The sequence below is a fragment of the Kitasatospora sp. NPDC092039 genome, from assembly GCF_044756065.1.
Lineage (GTDB): Bacteria > Actinomycetota > Actinomycetes > Streptomycetales > Streptomycetaceae > Kitasatospora.
This window is the reverse complement of record NZ_JBIVSD010000008.1, coordinates 265,188-284,605: the sequence shown is the minus strand read 5'-3', so window position 1 is coordinate 284,605 and position 19,418 is coordinate 265,188. Positions and strand designations below refer to the sequence as shown.

At 72.4% G+C, this 19,418-nt stretch carries 13 protein-coding genes; 6 read left to right on the top strand and 7 right to left on the bottom strand.

Features of this window, described 5'->3' with window-relative positions:
- Positions 1 to 128 precede the first annotated feature (128 nt).
- A complete protein-coding gene (locus ACIQI7_RS18570) occupies positions 129 to 563 on the bottom strand; it encodes an ATP-binding protein (protein WP_387750456.1) in 435 nt (144 codons plus the stop codon).
- Positions 564 to 724: 161 nt separating this feature from the next.
- On the opposite strand from ACIQI7_RS18570, the gene ACIQI7_RS18565 reads away from it, so the two are divergent.
- From ACIQI7_RS18565 to ACIQI7_RS18555, 3 genes are all read left to right on the top strand, one after another.
- Positions 725 to 1,534 carry a helix-turn-helix transcriptional regulator gene (locus tag ACIQI7_RS18565; protein ID WP_401110948.1) on the top strand — a complete coding sequence of 270 codons (810 nt, stop codon included), beginning with the start codon at positions 725 to 727 and terminating at the stop codon, positions 1,532 to 1,534.
- Complete coding sequence (locus ACIQI7_RS18560; RefSeq protein WP_401111073.1) at positions 1,495 to 1,731, top strand: DUF397 domain-containing protein; 237 nt, start codon at positions 1,495 to 1,497, stop codon at positions 1,729 to 1,731. Before ACIQI7_RS18565 ends, ACIQI7_RS18560 begins: the two co-directional genes overlap by 40 nt.
- 209 nt (positions 1,732 to 1,940) lie before the next feature.
- Entirely contained in the window at positions 1,941 to 2,780 is an 840-nt protein-coding gene (locus ACIQI7_RS18555) for a hypothetical protein (protein ID WP_401110945.1), read from the top strand.
- Positions 2,781 to 3,055: 275 nt separating this feature from the next.
- On the opposite strand, the gene ACIQI7_RS18550 is transcribed toward ACIQI7_RS18555, so the two are convergent.
- From ACIQI7_RS18550 to ACIQI7_RS18535, 4 genes are all read right to left on the bottom strand, one after another.
- Positions 3,056 to 3,535: an ATP-binding protein gene (locus ACIQI7_RS18550; RefSeq protein ID WP_401110942.1), complete on the bottom strand. Its 480-nt coding sequence runs from the start codon at positions 3,533 to 3,535 to the stop codon at positions 3,056 to 3,058.
- Between the two features lie 209 nt (positions 3,536 to 3,744).
- A complete protein-coding gene (locus ACIQI7_RS18545; protein WP_401110940.1) occupies positions 3,745 to 4,983 on the bottom strand; it encodes an Ig-like domain-containing protein in 1,239 nt (412 codons plus the stop codon).
- A 232-nt stretch (positions 4,984 to 5,215) separates the two neighbouring features.
- A complete protein-coding gene (locus ACIQI7_RS18540; RefSeq protein WP_401110938.1) occupies positions 5,216 to 6,466 on the bottom strand; it encodes an Ig-like domain-containing protein in 1,251 nt (416 codons plus the stop codon).
- Between the two features lie 205 nt (positions 6,467 to 6,671).
- Complete coding sequence (locus ACIQI7_RS18535) at positions 6,672 to 7,955, bottom strand: Ig-like domain-containing protein (RefSeq protein ID WP_401110935.1); 1,284 nt, start codon at positions 7,953 to 7,955, stop codon at positions 6,672 to 6,674.
- A gap of 184 nt (positions 7,956 to 8,139) precedes the next feature.
- Between ACIQI7_RS18535 and glgX the strand changes: the two genes are divergently transcribed.
- The gene (gene glgX / locus ACIQI7_RS18530; protein ID WP_401110932.1) at positions 8,140 to 10,320 is read left to right on the top strand and encodes a glycogen debranching protein GlgX; all 2,181 of its coding nucleotides are present in this window, start codon (positions 8,140 to 8,142) and stop codon (positions 10,318 to 10,320) included.
- 6 nt (positions 10,321 to 10,326) lie between these two features.
- Here glgX and ACIQI7_RS18525 read toward each other — a convergent pair whose 3' ends face one another.
- Positions 10,327 to 11,754, bottom strand: a complete 1,428-nt coding sequence (locus ACIQI7_RS18525; protein WP_401110930.1) for a family 2B encapsulin nanocompartment shell protein — start codon at positions 11,752 to 11,754, stop codon at positions 10,327 to 10,329.
- Positions 11,755 to 11,987: 233 nt separating this feature from the next.
- On the opposite strand from ACIQI7_RS18525, the gene ACIQI7_RS18520 reads away from it, so the two are divergent.
- Together ACIQI7_RS18520 and ACIQI7_RS18515 are read left to right on the top strand one after the other, a co-directional pair.
- The gene (locus ACIQI7_RS18520) at positions 11,988 to 13,898 is read left to right on the top strand and encodes an ABC transporter ATP-binding protein (protein WP_401110927.1); all 1,911 of its coding nucleotides are present in this window, start codon (positions 11,988 to 11,990) and stop codon (positions 13,896 to 13,898) included.
- Positions 13,895 to 15,742 carry an ABC transporter ATP-binding protein gene (locus tag ACIQI7_RS18515; RefSeq protein WP_401110925.1) on the top strand — a complete coding sequence of 616 codons (1,848 nt, stop codon included), beginning with the start codon at positions 13,895 to 13,897 and terminating at the stop codon, positions 15,740 to 15,742. The genes ACIQI7_RS18520 and ACIQI7_RS18515 overlap by 4 nt, the downstream gene beginning before the upstream one ends.
- Positions 15,743 to 15,908: 166 nt before the next feature.
- Here ACIQI7_RS18515 and glgP read toward each other — a convergent pair whose 3' ends face one another.
- Positions 15,909 to 18,698, bottom strand: a complete 2,790-nt coding sequence (gene glgP, locus ACIQI7_RS18510; RefSeq protein WP_401110922.1) for an alpha-glucan family phosphorylase — start codon at positions 18,696 to 18,698, stop codon at positions 15,909 to 15,911.
- Positions 18,699 to 19,418: the final 720 nt, after the last annotated feature.

Genomic DNA, 19,418 nt, shown 5'->3' with positions numbered 1-19,418 from the left:
CCGCCCCGCCCCTTTTGGGGGTTGGGGGGGGCCCCCCCCCGGGCCCCTTACTGTGAACCCCGAGTTTTTTCCCCCCCCCCCCCCCCCCCCCGGGCCCCCCCCCCCCCCCCCCCCCCCGGGCCACCGGCTCAGCCGTGGGGGTTGGCCGGGGCGGGGAGGGCGAGTTCGCACCAGACGGTCTTGCCGATGTAGCCCTCGCCGCGCGGGTGGGCGCCCCAGGAGGTGGCGAGGGCGGCGACGAGTTCGAGGCCCCGGCCGGACTCGTCGTCGGGGGTGGCGTCGCGCAGGGTCGGGAGGTCGGGGTTCGCGTCGGAGACCTCGATGCGGAGCAGGGAGACGGTGGGGAGGAGGACGCGCACGCCGATCATCCGGTCACGCGGGGAGCGGGCGTGACGGCAGGCGTTGGTGACGAGTTCGCTGAGGAGGATCAGGCCGGTCTCGGCGGCGTCGACGGGCACCTCCCACTCGAAGGCCTGCCGGATGAAGCGGATCCGGGCACGGCCGGCGCTGCGGGGGAGGCGGGGGAACATCCACTCGACGAGGTCGGCAGGCTGGGTGAGCATCAGAGTCCTTGGGGGGCGTACGGACGGCTTCACTCGCAAGAGCTGAGTTCGGCCACTTCACCCTTCAAGCGTCGACAGGCGGGCATAGCCTCAGCAGTAACGCCGTGAGTACAACCACAGCTTGACCGCCCTGCGACCAGGGCAGGGAGGGGCACGGGGCCGTGAGCACACCGAAGGAAAACCCGATGTCATGGAGGTACTGCGGCGATCAGATCAAGCGGTGGCGCCAACGGTCAGGCGTGACGCGGGAACAGCTGAGCCAGGCGGCCAACTACGACATCGAGAGCATTCGATCGATGGAGGCCGGGAGGCGGAGGCCGTCGCTCAAGGTGCTTCAGGCGGCGGATGAGCTGTGCGGCGCACAGGGGATGTTGGTGGGGGCTCATCCATACCTGGCACCGGAGCCAAGGCCCGCACGCAGCGATGTCTACTTCGATGTCGAGAAGGAGGCAGTTGCCATCTACTTCTACGAGGCCCTCCACATCCCAGGCCTGCTGCAGACTGAGGCCTACGCCAGGAGGATTCTCAGCCACCACATGCCGCCCTTGGACAACGCCACTGTTGAGAAGAACTTGGCATTCCGCCTCAAGCGGCAAGAGAAACTCGTGGAGCCGGGGGTGCTGTTCAGCTTCACCATCTACGAAGCAGCCCTCCACACCTCCATCGGCGGCAGGGAGGTCATGCAGGAGCAGCTCCACCGGCTGCTTGAGTTCGAGGACTCGCTCAGCGCCCGGATCCACCTCGTACCTACTGGACAGGCACTACCTTCCGGCCTCTCGGGATCTCTAGTCATCTTGGAAACGATCGAAAATGAGCAGTATGCGTATGTTGAGACACATGAAACGAACGCGCTCCACTCCGAACCCCGACTCGTAGGCAGGCTCACCCGACGCCACGCAATGATCCGCGCGCAGGCCCTGAATACGCGAGAATCAGCACAGCTCATCCGAAAGACACTGGAGCACCTGTGAACACCACCATTCCGTGGTTCCGTTCTAGCTACAGCGACTACAACGGCGGCAACTGTGTCGAGGTCGCCTCCTGCCCCTCCACCGTCCACGTCCGCGACTCCAAGGACAAGGCCGGCCCGACCCTCACCTTCTCCCCCGAGGCCTGGTCGTCCTTCGTCTCCTTCGCGGCCGAAGCTCAAGCCGCCGAGGCCGAGTGACCCCTAATGGAATGGGTGGGTAACCACCTTCCAACCACCCTCGTACGCAGCACATATGACTTATCGTCACAGCTTCACCACGCCGCGTTCAGCCGTGTAGCGTGCGCACCAACGAAACAACCCCCGCCGGTGTTACCAGCACCGAACGGGGGTCTGACCGGCACGATCGAACGGAACTCGATCCTGTGGCTGCCCACGACTCTACCCCCATGGCCTCCCCCGGGTACGGCAAGCAGTCCGCCCCGGAGCAACACCCCCGCTCCGCGAACGACTTCGCCCACCTCCCGGCGCGCGAGGCGTACCTCGCCTCGCTCATCGACCACCTCCCCGACGGCGCCGCGATGGACGTGAAGACCCTCGCCGTCCTCCAGCCCCACTACGGGCAGATGGCCTGCCGCACCGCCCTCAACAGGCTCTCCACCGCAGGCCACCTGCGTCGCGTCCGGGAGCGCATCAGCGCCAAGGACTGCCGCTGGGTGTTCCGCACCTACTTCTCCCGCACGCCCCGCTCGGACGCCTGGTGGACGCGGTTCATCATGACCGGCGAGACGTCAACGCCCACCACGCCCGATCCCCCGCAGGAGCGAACGCTCAACCGCACCTCCCCCGCCTCGGCCGCCTACGCCGCCCTCGCCGGCCTCGGCCTCGCGGACGCCCGCCTCGCCCTCTCCGCCGCCGACTGCGCCGCGCTCGAACCGCTGGCCGCCGAGTGGCTGGCCCGGGGCACCACGCCCGCCCTCTTCACCGCCGCGCTCACCGCGAACCTCCCGCCGGAGGGCGTCCACAGCCCGGCGGCCTTCACCCGCCGCCGCCTGCTCGACAAGCTGCCCCCGGACCGCACGCCCCTGGACGACCCCCCCCGGCAGGTCCGCGTCCTCGAATGCACCGCCTGCCGCACCCCGTGCCGTCCGCACGCCCTCCTCGGCGGCCTCTGCCGCGCCTGCCACGGCGCCCCTCCGCCCCCGCCGCCCCGCTCCGGCGGCCTCTCCCCCACCGCCGTCCGCGCCCACGCCGCCCGGATCCGGCAAGCCATGGCCACATCGCCGTGATCATGAATATTCACAGGCGATGGCGTTAACCTATGCAAAATCCCAAGGTGAACCAGATAACAAACCTTGCATTCCAAGCCATCCGGTTTGCTCACATGCTGAGATCCGTGCGATAGTCGAGACAACGAACTTCGGCGGGCCCGACCTGGCACTGCCGACGCCCATCGCGCGGCACGCACCCCCTTGGCCGACGCGATGACCTGCAGGGGCCCCCATCGCCGGACCACGGCGAATCCGGGGGCCCCGCGTGTTTTTCGGGCCTCGGGCCGGGAGCCTCAGCCCCGCACCTTCAGCTCGAACCAGACGCCCTTGCCCCGCGGCAACAGGTCCGCGCCCCAGCGGTCGGCGAGGTCGTCGACGATCCTCAGCCCCCGCCCCCGCTCGTTCACCGGGCTGGCCTCGGCGAGGATCATGCAGGGCAGCGCCCGGGAGGAGTCCCGGACCTCGATCCGCAGCCAGCCGGGCTTGCGGCTGACGTGCAGGCCGATGGTGCGTCCGGCCGCGTGCCGCACCGCGTTGGCCACCAGCTCGCCGGTCAGCAGTTCCCCGACCTCCAGGTGCTGGTGGAGCTCCCAGGACTCCAGGACGCACAGCACCAGCCGACGGGCCACCGGGCCCGACTCCGTCCGGGACGGCAGCCGCACCTCGTTGGGCGCGGACGGGTCGCGGAGTCTGTCGGAGTACATCTCCTCCAGCTCCTCGGAGGAGAGCCGCTCCAGCGCCGAGAGCCCGCCCTGGAGGTCGAACCAGGACACCTCGGCCACCGCGCCGGCCCCGGAAACTGACGACTGATCTGTTTCGCCCCAACCCGCCATGCGGACCATCATTGCGGAACGCAAGCAGCCGCGTACGGACAATGAGCAAACGATCTCACCCGATCGGCATATGCCGCGAGCAAGAAGGGGCCACCCGGGCCGACTTCCGTCAAGCCCGGGTTGACCCCGGCTCCCCGCTCAGCAGCCGTCTACCACTTGCTCCACGGCAGGTTCCAGCCGCTCAGCCCGTTCGCCGGGTCGAGCGTCTCCTTCCTCGACGAGTTCTTCACGGTCATCACGTCGCCGACCAGCGAACCGTCGTAGAACTTGCCCATCGAGGTGTCCGCACCACCGCCCTCGACGTCCTTGAGGCCCACGCAGCCGTGGCTGACGTTGTCCTCGCCGAAGGTGCTGTTCCTGCTCCACCAGTTGCCGTGCACATAGGTGCCGGAGGTGGTCAGCCGCATCGAGTGCGGGACCTGGAGGTCGTACGGCGCACCGGTCATCCCCGGGAGGGTGCTGGACTGCATCCGCACCACGCCCTCCTTGGACATGATGACCATCGTCCCGTTCCAGGTGGGGTGTTCGGGCGCGCCGGCACTGATGTCGATGTCGTCGGACACGCCGTCCCGTACGACCGTCATCTTGTGTGCGGCGACGTCAACCGTCGAAATCTGGGACCGCCCGATCGTGAAGGGCTCGTCCCGGTCCCCGCCGTACACCCCCGGGGCGATCTCGACGCTCTTGAGGCGGTAGTGCACGACCACCTTGGTCCCGGGCTTCCAGTACTGCTCCGGACGGAAGTCGAGCCGGCGGTCGTCGAACCAGTGGCCCTTGACCACGGTGCCGTTGTCGGTCTCGAAGGTGATGCCCCTGGCGACCTCGTCCCGGTTCCTGACGTCCTTGCTGAAGTTCACCGAGACGATCATGCCGACGCCGTAGGTGGCGCCGTTGTCGACGTTGTCCGAGGCCTTGGCGAGCGCCGTCGGGGTCAGCGTGGTGAAGCTGCTGTCCGCCGTGGCGACCGCGCCGTCGGCGTCCGCGGCCATCGCGCTGACCTGGTAGGCGGTGCCCACCTCCAGCGGGGCCGCGGGCGCCCAGGAGGCGCCGTCCGCGGCGATGGCGCCGGGGACCTCCTTGCCGGTCCGGTCGTTCACCTTGACGGTGGTGAGCCTGCCGCCCGTCGCGCCGATCTTCAGCGCGTTCGGCGCCACGTCCACCGAGCCGGCCTTGGGCTCGATGCTCACGGCGGCCGTGGAGACCTTCGGCACCGTGCTGGTGGGCGCCGCCGCCGCGGGCTTGGCACTGGCCGTACCGGCCGCGCCGGCCGCACCGGCCCCCAGGTCGGCCTTGGCCGCGCTGCCCGCGCCCGATCCGCTGCCCCCGTCACCCCCGCCGCAGGCGGCCGTCAGCGCCATCGCCCCGCCGACCAGACCGACGGCCACCACTCTGCGTATCGACCTCAACGTCGATTCCCTCCCTCAGAAAACCCGAGAAACTCCCCGTGGACCCGACGGACCCGACCGGACACACGCGCCCGGCCACCGGAAAGGTTGCGCCATTCGTGGGGCCAGTCGCCCCGGAAACCGCGGCGGTCCGACCCCAACGGGTGAGGTCGGACCGCACGACGGAGGACTCGCCGGCAGGCCCGGAGTACCCGGGCCTACCGCCGGGTAGGGCCTACCAGTTGGCCCACTCCAGGTTCCAGCCGCCCAGCCCGTTGGAGGGCGCGACGGTCTTCTCCTTGGTGTTCACGATCTTGATGGGGTCGCCGATCATCGAGTCGTTGAAGAACTTGCCCGCGACCGAGCTGTCGCTGCCGCCCTTCACGTCCTGCATCGACACGCAGCCGTGGCTGGCGTTGGTCTTGCCGAACGGGTTGGCCCAGTAGTTGCCGTGCACGAAGGTGCCGGAGGTGGTCAGCCGCATCGCGTGCGGCACGTCCTGGATGTCGTACTCGCCCCCGAGACCGACGGTCTGCGAGTTCATCCGGGTGACCTTCTCCTTGGACATGACGACCATCGTCCCGCCCCAGGACGGCGTGGCGTCCGCGCCCAGGGTGACCGGCACGGTGGTGCTCTTGCCGCCGGTCTCGATGGTCATCTGGTGCGACTTGGCGTCCGCCGTGGAGATCATCGAGCGGCCGATGGTGAACGGCTCGTCCTTGTCCACGTCGCCGTAGATGCCCGGCGCGACCTCGACGTTCTTCAGCCGGTACTTGACGGTCACCTTGGTGTCCGGCGCCCAGTACTGCTCCGGGCGGAAGTCCACCCGGCGGTCGCCGAACCAGTGGCCCTTGACCACGGTGCCGTTGCTGGTCTCGAAGGTGATGCCCTTGACGACGGCGTCCTTGTTCTTGACGTCCTTGTTGAAGTTCACCGAGACGATCATGCCGACGCCGTAGGTGGCGCCGTCGCTGATGTTGTCGTTGGTGGAGATCTTCTTCTCCGGCGTCAGCGTGGTGAACGAGGTGGTGGACGCGGCGACCAGGCCCTCGCCGTCCTTCGCCTGCGCGTTCACCTTGTACGCCATGCCGACCGCGAGCGCCCCCGTGGGCTTCCAGGCGGCACCGTCCGGGGTGATCGCACCCTCGACCGGCTTGCCGTTCTTGTCGGTCACCTCGACCGTGGTGAGCTTGCCGTTGGAGACGGACACCTGGAGCCCGTTCGGCGCGACGTCCTGGGCGCCGTCCTTCGGCTCGACGGCGAGCACCGCGGCCGACGGCTTCGGCGTGGCCGGCGTGCCCCCGTCCGCCGCCGCGGGCGCCGAGGCCGCGCTGCCGCCCCCCGAGTCGCCCGAACCGCTGCCCTTGTCGTCGTTGCAGGCCGCGGTGAGCAGCAGTACCCCGCCCATGACCAGCGCCATCGCACCCCGGCGCCCGTAGCGGTTGCTGGTGCGTATCGCGGTGCCGGCCGTCTTACCCGTCTTCACGGTTTCTCCCCTCCCGGTATTCACTCTCTTGACGCGTTGAGTGCCCCTGTGAGTTGCACCGGTCGCCGACTCTTTCGGCCCGGGCTGCGGACGCGCCGGAGCAGGATAACTAAGCCGTTCGAGTGAACCCCGGGAGGAGTCGGGTTGACGGCATGTGAAGCAGTCGTAAAGACGGACGGAACGGGCGGAAGCGGGCCGAAGTGCCCTACGGTACGGCGGGCCCGGACGGCGGGCCGGACGCCCCGGCCGACGGCGCCCGGCGCAGCGCGCTCCCCGCCACCCACTGCTCCCACGGCACGTTCCAGCCGTTGAGCCCGTTCTGCGGCGGTACGAGGTCGCCGGACGAGGCCTTCACCTCCAGCACGTCCCCCGGGATGGTGTGCTCGAACAGCCAGCCCGCCGGGGAGTCCTTGCTCGCCCCGCCCTTGGCGTCGGCCAGCCCGATGCAGCCGTGGCTGGTGTTTGCGGCGCCGAACACCTGCGGGTCCGCCCAGTAGTTGCCGTGCACGAAGGTGCCGGAGGCGGTGAGCCGCATCGCGTGCGGGACGTCCTGGATGTCGTACTCGTCGCCCATGCCGACGGTCTGCGAGTTCATCCGGGTCTCCCGGTACTTCTCCGACACCACCATCACCCCCCGGTAGGTGGAGTGGTCGGGGCTGCCGCCGGAGACCTTGAGCACCCGGACCACCCTGCCGCCCTGGCCGGCCCGGACGGTCAGGGTGTGGGCGTCCAGGTCGACGGTGGAGACCTGCGCCCGGCCGACGGTGAAGCGCAGGTCCCGGCTCTGGGTGCCGAACTCCCCCGGCGCGCCCTGCACGTCCTTGAGCCGCAGCGCCACCGTGACCCTGGTGCCGGCCGCCCAGTACCGCTGCGGACGGAAGTCCAGCCGCTGGCCGCCGAACCAGTGCGCGGCCACCGGCACCGGCGGGTCGGCGACGACCTGGACGGCCTTCTCCACCGCCGCCCGGTCGGCGATCGGACGGCTGAAGCGCAGCGACACCGGCATGCCGACGCCGACCGTGGAGCCGTCCTCCGGCGTGAAGAAGGCCACGAAGGTGTGCTCCCGCGCCGCGGTCGTGAACGCCGAGTGCTGGACCGCCTTCTGGCCCCGGTCGTCCTCGGCGACGGAGTCCAGGGTGAACGCGGTGCCGAGCGGCAGCGGGCCGTCCGGCGCCCAGCCCGCGCCGTCCGGGCCGATCGTGCCGGGCACCTCGGTGCCCTTGGCGTCGGCCAGCCGGACGGACACCAGCCGCCCCTGGGCGACGCCCACCCGGACCGCCCCCTCCGGCTTCACGTCCTGCGCCCCGTCGGCCGGCAGCGCGCTGATCACCGCCCGGGAGGGCGCCGGCGGCGCCGTCCGCCCGTCGGCCGCGACCGCGTCCCCGTCCGGCACCGCCGGGGAGAGGCCCCCGCCGCACCCCGTGAGAACGGCCAGGCAGCAGGCCACCGCCGCCGCGCCCCGCGCCCACACCCGTCCTCGGCGCCGCATCCCGGGGCCTCCCACTGTTCACGTCTTGACGCCGGGAACAACGAGGCGCGGCGACGCGGGGACACGCCGGTCGCTCCGGAATCCCGCCCCCCGTCGACCCGCCCGTCCGGGCACACTGCTTCCGGCCGACGCAATCCGGGAAAGAGAAGGTGAACGGACCCGGAACACCGCGCCCAGGGAGGCCATGGCGATGGCGTCGGACCAGGAGCTGACCCCCGGCAGCCGGCAACCCCTGGGCGCCCGCTACCGCACCGACCGGCTCGGCCGCCGCGGCACCAACTTCGCGCTCTGGGCGGGCGGCGCCGAGGCCGTCGAGCTGTGCCTGTTCGACGAGGACGGCCGGGAGAGCCGCCACCGCCTCACCGAGCAGGACGTCCAGGTCTGGCACGGCTTCCTCCCCGGCGTCCACCCCGGCACCCGCTACGGCTTCCGGGTGCACGGCCGCTGGGACCCGTGGACCGGCGCCCGCTGGAACCCGGCCAAACTGCTGCTCGACCCGTACGCCCGCGCCGTGGACGGCTGTTACACCTCGCACGACGCCGCCTGCGCCGCCGTCCGCGACTGGCCCGAGGCGGAGGTCGCCGACACCGTCCGGGACAACCGCGACTCCGCGCCGTACGTGCCCAGGTCCGTGGTCGTCCACGACGACGACGACTGGATCGACGACCACCGCCCGAAGACCCCCTGGCCCGAGACGGTGCTCTACGAACTGCACGTGCGCGGCTTCACCATGCGTCACCCCGACGTCCCCCCGGAGCTGCGCGGCACCTACGCCGGCCTCGCCCACCCCGCCGCCGTCGCCCACCTCACCCGGCTCGGGGTGACGGCCGTCGAGCTGCTGCCGGTGCACCAGCACGCCAGCGAGGATCACCTGCAGGCCCGCGGGCTGGTCAACTACTGGGGCTACAACACGATCGGCTACTTCGCCCCGCACGCCGGCTACTCCGCCTCCGGCTCCCGCGGCGGCCAGGTCGGCGAGTTCAAGCGGATGGTCCGCGCCCTGCACGCCGCCGGGATCGAGGTGATCCTGGACGTGGTGTTCAACCACACCGCCGAGGGCGGCGCCCTCGGCCCGGCGCTCTCGCTGCGCGGCATCGACAACGCCGCCTACTACCGCCTCCCGCCGAACCGCCCGCGCGGCTACGCCGACTACACCGGCTGCGGCAACACCCTGGACACCCGCCGTCCGCAGGTGATCCGGCTGATCACCGACTCGCTGCGCTACTGGGTCGCCGAGATGGGCGTGGACGGCTTCCGCTTCGACCTCGCCGCCGCCCTGGCCCGCGGCGGGCCGAACGGCGGGGACGCCGTCGACCCGGACCACCCCTTCCTCGCCGCCGTCGCCCAGGACCCGCTGCTCAGCCGGGTGAAGCTGATCGCCGAGCCCTGGGACGTCGGGCCGGGCGGCTACCAGGTCGGCGGCTTCCCCCCGCCGTGGGCCGAGTGGAACGACCGGTACCGCGACACCGTCCGGGACTTCTGGCGCGGCGCCCGCCCGGACGTGCGCGAACTCGGCTACCGCCTCTCCGGCTCCTCCGACCTCTACCAGCGGGCCGGCCGCCGCCCGTACGCCTCGGTCAACTACGTGACGGCGCACGACGGTTTCACCCTGCGCGACCTGGTCTCCTACGACCGCAAGCACAACGGGGCCAACGGCGAGGACAACCGGGACGGCACCGACGACAACCGCTCCTGGAACCACGGCGCCGAGGGCGAGACCACCGACCCGGCGGTCAACTCGCTGCGGCTGCGCCAGCTCCGCAACCTGACCGCCACCCTGCTGCTCTCCGCCGGCGTCCCGATGCTCACCGCCGGGGACGAGCTGGGCCGCACCCAGGGCGGCAACAACAACGCGTACTGCCAGGACAACGAGGTCGGCTGGCTGGACTGGTCGCTGCTGGAGCAGCCCTGCTGGCAGGAGCTGTGCGAACTCACCGCCCGGCTGGTCCGGTTGCGCCGGGCCCACCCGGTGCTGCGCCGACGGGCGTTCTTCTCCGGCCGGGCCCTCACCCCCGGCGGGCAGCCCGACCTCGCCTGGTTCACCCCGCGGGGCCGGGAGATGACCGAGGACGACTGGTTCGCACCGACCGCCTGCCTCGGCATGCTGCTCTGCGGCACCGCGATGTCCGAACGGGACGACGCCGGGCTGCCGTTGAGCGACGACGACTTCCTGCTGCTGCTCAACGGGGGCCCGGAGCCGGTGGTGTTCACCCTGCCCGGCGAGCCCTGGGCGGCGCCGGCGGCCGGCTGGGAGACGGTGGTCGACACCGCCGCCGCGGACTCCGGCGGGCCGTGCCCGCGCGGCGCCGTCGTCCTGGGCGGGCGCTCGCTGCGACTGCTGCGCGCGCCCGCCCCGGCCGCCTAGGGCGGGTCAGCCGCGGGCGCGCCCGAGCTCGACGTTCTCCAGCACGCCGATCGCGTCTGGCACCAGCACCGCCGCCGAGTAGTAGGTGCTGACCAGGTAGGAGGCGATCGCCTTCTCGTCGATGCCCATGAACCGGACGTTCAGCCCCGGCTCCACCTCGTCCGGGATGCCGACCTGGGTGAGGCCGACCACGCCCTGGTTGTCCTCGCCGACCCGCATCGCGATGAACGCGGTGGTCTGCTGGTCGGACACCGGGATCTTGTTGCACGGGAAGATCGGCACCCCGCGCCAGGTCGGCCGCCGCTTGCCGAGGACGTCGACGGTGCCCGGGTAGAGGCCGGCCCGGTTGCACTCCCGCTCGAAGGCCGCGATCGCGCGCGGGTGGGCGAACAGGTAGTCGGTCTCGCGGCGCATGCTCAGCAGTTCGTCCAGGTCGTCCGGGGTGGGCGCCCCGGCCCGGGTCTGGATCCGCTGGTCGAAGTCGGCGTTGCCGAGCAGGCCGAACTCCGGGTTGTTGATCAGCTCGTGCTCCTGCCGCTCCCGCAGGGCCTCGATGGTCAGCCGCAGCTGCTCCTCGGTCTGGTTCATCGGCTTGTTGTAGAGGTCCGCGACCCGGGTGTGCACCTTGAGGACGGTCTGCGCCACGCTCAGCTCGTACTCGCGCGGCCTCAGCTCGTAGTCCACGAAGGCGCGGGGCAGCTCGTACTCGCCCTCGTGGCCAGCCGAGAGGTCGATCTCCGCCTCGCCGTGCTCGTTCTGCGCCTGCGCGGCGTCGGCGGCGAAGCCCAGCAGCTGCTCGCGCAGCGACTCGGAGCGGCCGATCAGCTCCTGGAGCACCGACCAGGACAGCGCCATCGCGACACCGGGGGTGCTCGCCCGCACGGTGTACGGCCAGCTGCCGCCGCCCTCGGTGATCGCCTCGTCGCCGAGGTGGTCGCCGTCCGCGAGCGAACCGAGCACCGTCTGCTCGCCGTACTTGCCGGTGCCGATCCGGTCCACCTTGCCGTGCGCGATCAGGAACACCTCGTCGATCGGCGCCCCCTCCCGCACCAGCTCCTCGCCCCGCGCGAAGTCCCGCTGCACGAACCGGCGGGCCAGCTCGGCCAGCACCTCCTCGTCCTCGAAACCGCGCAGCGCCGGCACCTCGGTCAGCGAGGGGGCGATCACGCTCACCGCGGAGCCGGTCTTCGCGAAGCTCACCCGGCCGCGCCCGGGGGCGTAGCTCAGCCGCCGGTTGACCCGGTAGGTGCCCGCGCTGACCTGCACCCACGGCAGCATCTTCAGCAGCCAGCGGGAGGTGATCTCCTGCATCTGGGGCTTCGACTTGGTCGTCGTGGCCAGGTTCCGCGCCGCGGTGGTGCTGAGGCTGAGCTGGGCCCGTACCTGCACGGTTGCTGAGCCGGGGCCGGGGGTCGGCTCGGTTTCGACCGTCATCTGAGCACTCCTGTCACTCTCGTAACACCGAACATCCGTCAGGAGATCTCATCGGTCGATCGGCGGGCGCTCGCAAGAGGCGCACGGCGCACTCCTCCCTGCACGAACGGCGGCGCACGCCCCGCATCTCACGCCCGCCCCGCCCGTTCGGGTGGCCGGTTCTCGCCGAGCGCCCCCGACAGGCGCGAAAAACCGGATGAGAAGTGACCGGCTCTCTGCCTACGCTCACCGAGATGGCCGAGAACAGACAAGACCCCGAGAACCCGCCCCAGGGAAGCCCCCGGACCGCCCCGACCGACGCGCCCGCACCGACCGCCGGAGCCGACGGAGCCGGTCCGACCGGGCCCGGGCCGCGGCGCTCCGCGGTCCGCTCCCTGCTGCGCCTGTGGCCGTACGCCCGCGCCGTCCGCGGCCGGCTGGCCGTCTCGGTGACGACCGCCACGCTCGGCATGCTCAGCACCCTCGCCGTGCCGGTGGTCCTCGGCCTGATCGTGGACGGCCCGCTCGCCGAGCACGACCTGGCCGGCCTCTGGCCGCTGGTCGGCCTGCTGCTGCTCCTCGGCCTGGTCGAGGCCGCGCTGTTCTACACCCGCCGGGTGGTGCTGGCCCGCCCGCTGGCCGGGCTGGAGACGGCGATGCGCGGGGACCTCTTCGCCAAGCTCCAGCGGCTGCCGGTCTCCTTCCACGACCGCTGGGGCTCCGGCCAGCTGCTCTCCCGGGCCACCGCCGACATGTACACCATGCGGCTGTTCCTGGCCTTTCCGCTGGTCTTCCTGATCGTCAACTCGGTGATGTTCCTGGCCGGCACCGCGGTGATGTTCACCCAGGACTGGCGGCTCGCGCTGATCGCGCTGATCCCGGCCGTCCCGCTGTTCGTGCTCACCCGGCGGTTCGAGTCCGGCTACTCCGGCGCCGCCCGGCTCGCCCAGGACCAGAACGGCGACATCGCCACCCTGGTCGAGGAGTCCGTCCTCGGCATCCGCATCCTCAAGGCCTTCGGCCGCCACCGCTCGATGGCCGAGCGCTTCCGCGCCCAGACCCAGCAGCTGCGCCGCACCGAGCTGCACAAGGCGCACCTGCTCGCCAACCTCTGGGCGGTGATCGTCGGCCTGCCGGAGATCGCGCTCGGCTGCGCCCTCGCCGTCGGCTCCTACCTGGTGGCCCACGACGAGCTGAGCGCCGGCACCCTGGTCGCCTTCCTGTCCACCGCGCTCGCGCTGCGCTGGCCGGTCGAGTCACTCGGCTGGCTGCTCGCCTACGCCAACGAGGCGGCCACCGCCACCGACCGCTTCTTCGAGGTGCTGGACGAGCCGGACACCCCCGAGGCGGACACCCCCGCCCCGGGTGCCGCCGGCGGGCCCGCCGCCCGGGACGGCATCCGCCTCACCGGCGTCCGCTTCCGCTACCCCGACGCCCCCGACGGCACCCCCGACCTGCTGGCCGGCATCGACCTGCACATCCGCAGCGGCGAGACGATGGCCCTGGTCGGCGCCACCGGGAGCGGCAAGACCACGCTCACCGCGCTGCTCCCCCGGCTGTACGAGGCCACCGGCGGCACCATCACGCTGGACGGCCGGGACATCCGCGAGCTGCCCCGGCAGCGGCTGCGCGAACTCGTCGCGGTCGCCTTCGAGGAGCCCACCCTGTTCTCCGCCACCGTCCGGGAGAACGTCCTGATGGGCGCCCCGGGCGCCGGCGAGGAGCAGCTGCGCACCGCCCTCGCCACCGCCCAGGCCGGCTTCGTCGAGAAGCTCCCGCAGGGCCCGGACACCGAGGTCGGCGAGCAGGGCCTGAGCCTGTCCGGCGGCCAGCGCCAGCGCCTCGCGCTGGCCCGCGCGGTGGTCGGCGACCCGGCCTTCCTGGTGCTGGACGACCCGCTCTCCGCGCTGGACGTGCACACCGAGGCCCTGGTCGAGCGGGCGCTGCGCGAGGTCCTCGGCGCCACCACCGCCCTGGTGGTCGCCCACCGCCCCAGCACCGTGCTGCTCGCCGACCGGGTCGCGGTGCTGGCGGACGGCCGGATCGCGGCCGTCGGCACCCACCAGGAGCTGCTGCGCGACTGCGCGCACTACCGAGAACTGATGTCGGGCGAGGCCACCCCGGTGCCCGACGGCCCCCTGCTGTCGAAAGGAGGGCACGCGTGACCACCACCGCCGAACCCGTGCAGACCGGCCCCGCCGCGCCGGCCGAGGAGGAGCTGCCCCCGCCGCCCGCCGACGAGGAGGACATCCCCGTCCCGCCGGGCGCGCCCCGGGCGCTGCTGCGCTCGCTGCTCGGCCCGCACCGGGGCCGGATCGCCATCGCGATGGTGGTGATCCTGGTCCAGCAGGCCGCGCTCCAGTCCGGCCCGCTGCTGGTCGCGGTGGCGATGGACCGCGGCATCCCGGCGCTGCGCGACCACGACGCCGGCCCGCTGATCGCGGTGGTCGCGGCGTACCTGTTCTGCGCGCTGCTCAGCCCGGTGCTGCAGTGGGTCTTCATCAAGATCAGCGCCCGGGTCAACCAGGACGTGGTGCTGGAGCTGCGCGGCCGGATCTTCCGGCACGCCCAGCGGCTCAGCCTGGACTTCCACGAGCGCTACACCTCGGGCCGGATCATCTCCCGCGCCACCAGTGACATCGACGCCCTGCGCGAGCTGCTCTCCGAGGGCCTGCAGGAGCTGCTGGCCGTCCTCCTGTCGGTCTGCTACATCTCGGTGCTGCTGGTGGTGCTGGACTGGCGCCTCGGCCTGGTCTCGCTGGCGTCCTTCCTGCCCCTGGCGCTGATCGCCCGGTCCTTCCGCCACCGTTCGCGCCGGGTCTACCGGCGCTCGCGCACCTCGGCCGCCTCGCTGATCGTCCGCTTCACCGAGACCATGAACGGCATCCGCCCGGTGCAGGCCTTCCGCCGCGAGGAGGCCAACGACGCCGCCTTCGCGGTGATCAACCGGCAGTCCGCCCTCGCCACCGCGGACGGCTTCCTGGAGCTCGCCCGCTACGTCGGCCTCTCCCGCACCACCGCCAACCTGTGGACCACCGGCGTGGTGCTGCTCGGCGGCTACCTGGTCGTCGAGGACGCGCTGGAGCTGGGCGTGCTCACCGCCTTCGCGCTGTACCTGCGCCGGCTCTACGACCCGGTCGACCAGCTGGCGATGTTCCTGAACAGCTACCAGTCGGCCGCCGCCGCCCTGGAGAAGATCGCCGGCCTGCTCGCCCACGAGCCGACCGTCGCCGAGCCGGCCGAGCCGAAGCCCCTTCCGGGTGGGCGGGCCACCGCCCGTGAGGTCTCCTTCGAGAAGACCCGCTTCGCCTACCGCACCGGCAAGGAGGTGCTGCCGGCCTTCGACCTGCTGATCCCGGCCGGGCAGACGGTCGCGGTGGTCGGCGCCACCGGCGCGGGCAAGTCGACGGTCGCCAAGCTGCTGGCCCGCTTCTACGACCCGACCGACGGCCGGATCCGGCTGGACGGCGTGGACCTGCGCGACCTGGCCACCCCCGAGCTGCGGCACGGGGTGGTGATGGTGACCCAGGAGTCCTTCCTGTTCTCCGGCACCGTCGCCGAGAACATCGCGATCGGCCGTCCCGGCGCCACCCGCGAGGAGGTCGAGCAGGCCGCCCGCGACATCGGCGCCTACGAGTTCATCGCCGCCCTGCCGGACGGCTTCGACACCGACGTGCGCAAGCGCGGCGGCCGGATCTCGGCCGGCCAGCGCCAGCTGGTGGCCTTCGCCCGCGCCCTGCTGGCCGACCCGGCGGTGCTGATCCTGGACGAGGCGACCAGCTCGCTGGACGTCCCCGGGGAGCAGGCCGTGCAGCGGGCGATGCGCACCGTGCTGGCCGGCCGGACGGCCGTGATCATCGCCCACCGGCTCTCCACCGTGGAGATCGCCGACCGGGTCCTGGTCATGGACCAGGGCCGGATCGTGGAAGATGGCTCCCCACAGGAGCTGATCGCCGGCTCCGGCCGTTTCGCCGCCCTGCACCGGGCCTGGCGGGACAGCCTGGTCTAGGGTCTCCGGGCCCCCTGAATGTGCCCGTCCGGGTGCGCCGTCACGCACCCGGCCGGGCCACCCCACTTCCCGACCGGAGGTACGGCCGCGGCCGCGCGCCCGGTTCACGGCGGTGCCGTACGGGCGGCCGCCGTCCGCTTCGGCGGGACGGCGGCCGCCCGTACGGTCAGCGCAGCAGTCCGGCGTCCATCCCGGCCGACTCGGCGGGCAGGGCGACCAGCCCCAGCTCGGCCGGCGAGGCCAGCCGCGGGTGCGCGGGCAGCACCCGGACGGTGTAGCCGAACGGACCGGTCCGGCACAGCTCCAGCGAGCCCTCGTAGCGGGTGCGGCCGTCCAGGTCGGGCCCGCCGACCGGCTTGAGGGCGAGCAGGCAGGCGTCCGAGATCCGGTCCCGCTCGTCCACCCGGCCGGAGACCACCTGCACCTCGACGTCGCCCGGCTCCAGCGCCCCGAGCGCGACCTGCACCCGCAGCGCCAGCGAGCTGCCCAGCTCCTGCGCCTCGGCCGGGCAGTCCGCCTCGACGTGCTCGACCCGGACGGCCGGCCACGCCTCGCGGACCTTCGCCTTCCAGACCGCCAGCTCGCGGGCGCCGGTGAACCGCCCGGCTGCTACTCGCCCGTTCGCTTCCGGGCGCTCCGACCCGGCGCCGACGGTCGTCGCTCCGGCACCGGCGCGCCCTTCGGCCCGGGGCGGGTGGGCGACTCGCCCGCTCGCTTCCGGGTGCTCCCCCACCAGCTCCCGCTGGGCCTGCGCCGCCGGGGCGTACAGCCGTTCGACGTACTCCCGGACCATCCGTCCGGCCAGCACCTTGGGCCCGAGGGTGACCAGGGTGTGCCGGACCATGGCGATCCACTGCTGCGGCAGCCCGTCCGCGTCCCGGTCGTAGAACCGGGCGGCGACCTGGTTCTCGATCAGGTCGTAGAGCGCGGCCGCCTCGATGTCGTCGCGCCGCTCGGCCTCGCCGCTGTCCGGGTCGAGCACTCCGCCGCTCTCGTCGGCGGTGGGGATCGCCCAGCCGTTGCGGCCGTCGTACCACTCGTCCCACCAGCCGTCCAGGACGGACAGGTTGAGGCAGCCGTTGAGCGCGGCCTTCATCCCGGAGGTGCCGCAGGCCTCCAGCGGGCGGAGCGGGTTGTTCAGCCAGACGTCACACCCCGGGTAGAGGCGCTGGGCCATCGCCATGTCGTAGTCCGGCAGGAAGACGATCCGGTGCCGCACCGCCGGGTCGTCGGCGAAGGCGACCATCTGCTGGATCAGCCGCTTGCCGCCGTCGTCGGCCGGGTGGGCCTTGCCGGCGACCACGACCTGCACCGGCCGGGTGGGGTGCAGCAGCAGGGCGCGCAGCCGCTCCGGGTCGCGCAGCATCAGGGTGAGCCGCTTGTACGAGGGCACCCGACGGGCGAAGCCGATGGTGAGCACGTCGGGGTCGAGCACCGAGGAGACCCAGCCGAGCTCGGCCCCGCCGGCCCCGCGCCGGCGCCAGGAGGCGTGCAGCCGGCGGCGGGCCTCCTCCACCAGCTGGGCCCGCAGGGCGCGCCGCAGCTCCCAGACCTCGGTGTTGCCGATCCGCTCCAGACCCGTCCAGCGCCCGGTCTCGCCGGTGGTCATGGCCTCCTCGGCGCGTTCGGCGCCGAGTTCGGCGGCGCCGAGCCGGACCACCGCCGGGTCGATCCAGGTGGCGGCGTGCACGCCGTTGGTGACCGAGGTGATCGGCACCTCGGCGGCGTCGAAGCCGGGCCACAGGCCGTTGAACATCGACCGGCTGACCTCGCCGTGCAGGGTGGAGACCCCGTTGGCGCGCTGGGCCAGCCGCAGGCCCATGGCGGCCATGTTGAACAGCTTCGGGTCCCCGTCGTGCCAGCTCTCGGCGCCGAGCGCGAGCACCTGGTCGACCGGCACGCCCGGCAGCGCGGCGTCGCCGCCGAAGTGGCGGGCGACCAGCTCGCGGTCGAAGCGGTCGATGCCGGCCGGGACGGGCGTGTGGGTGGTGAAGAGGGTGCCGGCCCGGACGGTCTCCAGGGCGGCGGCGAAGTCGAGGCCGTTCCGGCCGTCGGCGACCAGCTCCCGGATGCGCTCCACGCCGAGGAAGCCGGCGTGGCCCTCGTTGGTGTGGAAGACGTCGGGGGCGGGGTGCCCGGTGAGCCGGCAGTAGGCGCGCACCGCCCGGACGCCGCCGATGCCGAGCAGCATCTCCTGGAGCAGCCGGTGCTCGCTGCCGCCGCCGTACAGCCGGTCGGTGACGTCCCGCTCGGCGGGCGAGTTGGCCTCGATGTCGGAGTCGAGCAGCAACAGCGGGACCCGCCCGACCTGGGCCTTCCAGATGTGGGCGGCCAGGGTGCGGCCGCCGGGCAGGGCGAGGTCCACCCGGCCGGGGGTGCCGTCGGCCTCCCGCAGCAGGCTGACCGCGAGTTCGTCCGGATCGAGCAGCGGATAGCGCTCCTGCTGCCAGCCGTCCCGGCTCAGGGACTGGCGGAAGTAGCCGTGCCGGTAGAACAGGCCGACGCCGACGACCGGCACGCCGAGGTCGCTGGCGGCCTTGAGGTGGTCGCCGGCCAGGATGCCGAGCCCACCGGAGTACTGGGGCAGCGCGGCGGCGATGCCGTACTCGGGCGAGAAGTAGGCGATCGCGGCGGGCAGCGGGGCGGCGTCGGACTGCTGCCGGGTCTGGTACCAGCGGGGGCCGGTGAGGTACTCGCGCAGGTCGTCGGCGAGGTCGCCGAGTCTGCGCAGGAAGCGCCGGTCGGTGGCGAGTGCGGCCAGTCGGGCGGCCGGGACCTCCCCGAGCAGCCGCACCGGGTCCTCGCCGGTCGCGGCCCAGACCTCCGGGTCCACGGACCGGAAGAGGTCCCTGGTCTCGGGGTGCCAGGACCAGCGCAGGTTGAGGGCCAGCTCGTGCAACGGCTGGAGTTGTTCGGGCAGGACGGTGCGGACGGTGAATCTGCGGATTGCCTTCACGGCGTGAAGCGTAGCCGCGGCGGTCGGCCCGGCAGTGCGTCAAGTGGGCTATTGGGCGCCCGTTCGGGCTATTGATGAGATCGCATTCGGCGCATTGGTCTGTACGGGGGGCGCGCAGGGCGCACATTTCGGGGGCCCGCGCTACCAATACGTGAACTCTTCGGTACGGGGCCATTTCCGATCGTGTGTCCGCCCGGGAGAAGGCCCGAAACTACTGTCGTACCGCTGCGAAAACCTCGCCGCCGGTGCGAGGATGACCGAAGGCCGCTGATGCTGTGGGGAGTGCGACGACGGGTGGCGTCCCCCGCGAAGCAGCACGTCCGAATCCTTTTCGCGTTGGCCGTTCCCGTCCTTCTTAGCCCATTCGGCGCTCGCCGCGCTCGGACGCGTGTCCTCGCCCCCGGCCCGCTCGTTCACGGGTGGACCGGGTCGGTCGGGGACGTGCCCCGCGGAGGCGTGCGCCGGGACGCACACGGGCTCCGGGACGTCCCGCCACCGGCCCGGCGGGCGCCGGGCAGGTTGCCGGGAACAGCGGCGCGGGCAGGCTCCGGTCGCACGTCCTCCCCACCCAGCAGTCCTCCGGTACTCCCCCGGCCCGACCCCGGCCCGCGGGGAGCTGCCGCCGATCTCGGGCAGGAGCTTGGCATGCACGGCGACACGCGGGACCAGTCCACACCGGTGGCCGAAGGCCACGACGCAGCGGTCGCGGAATCCGCCGGA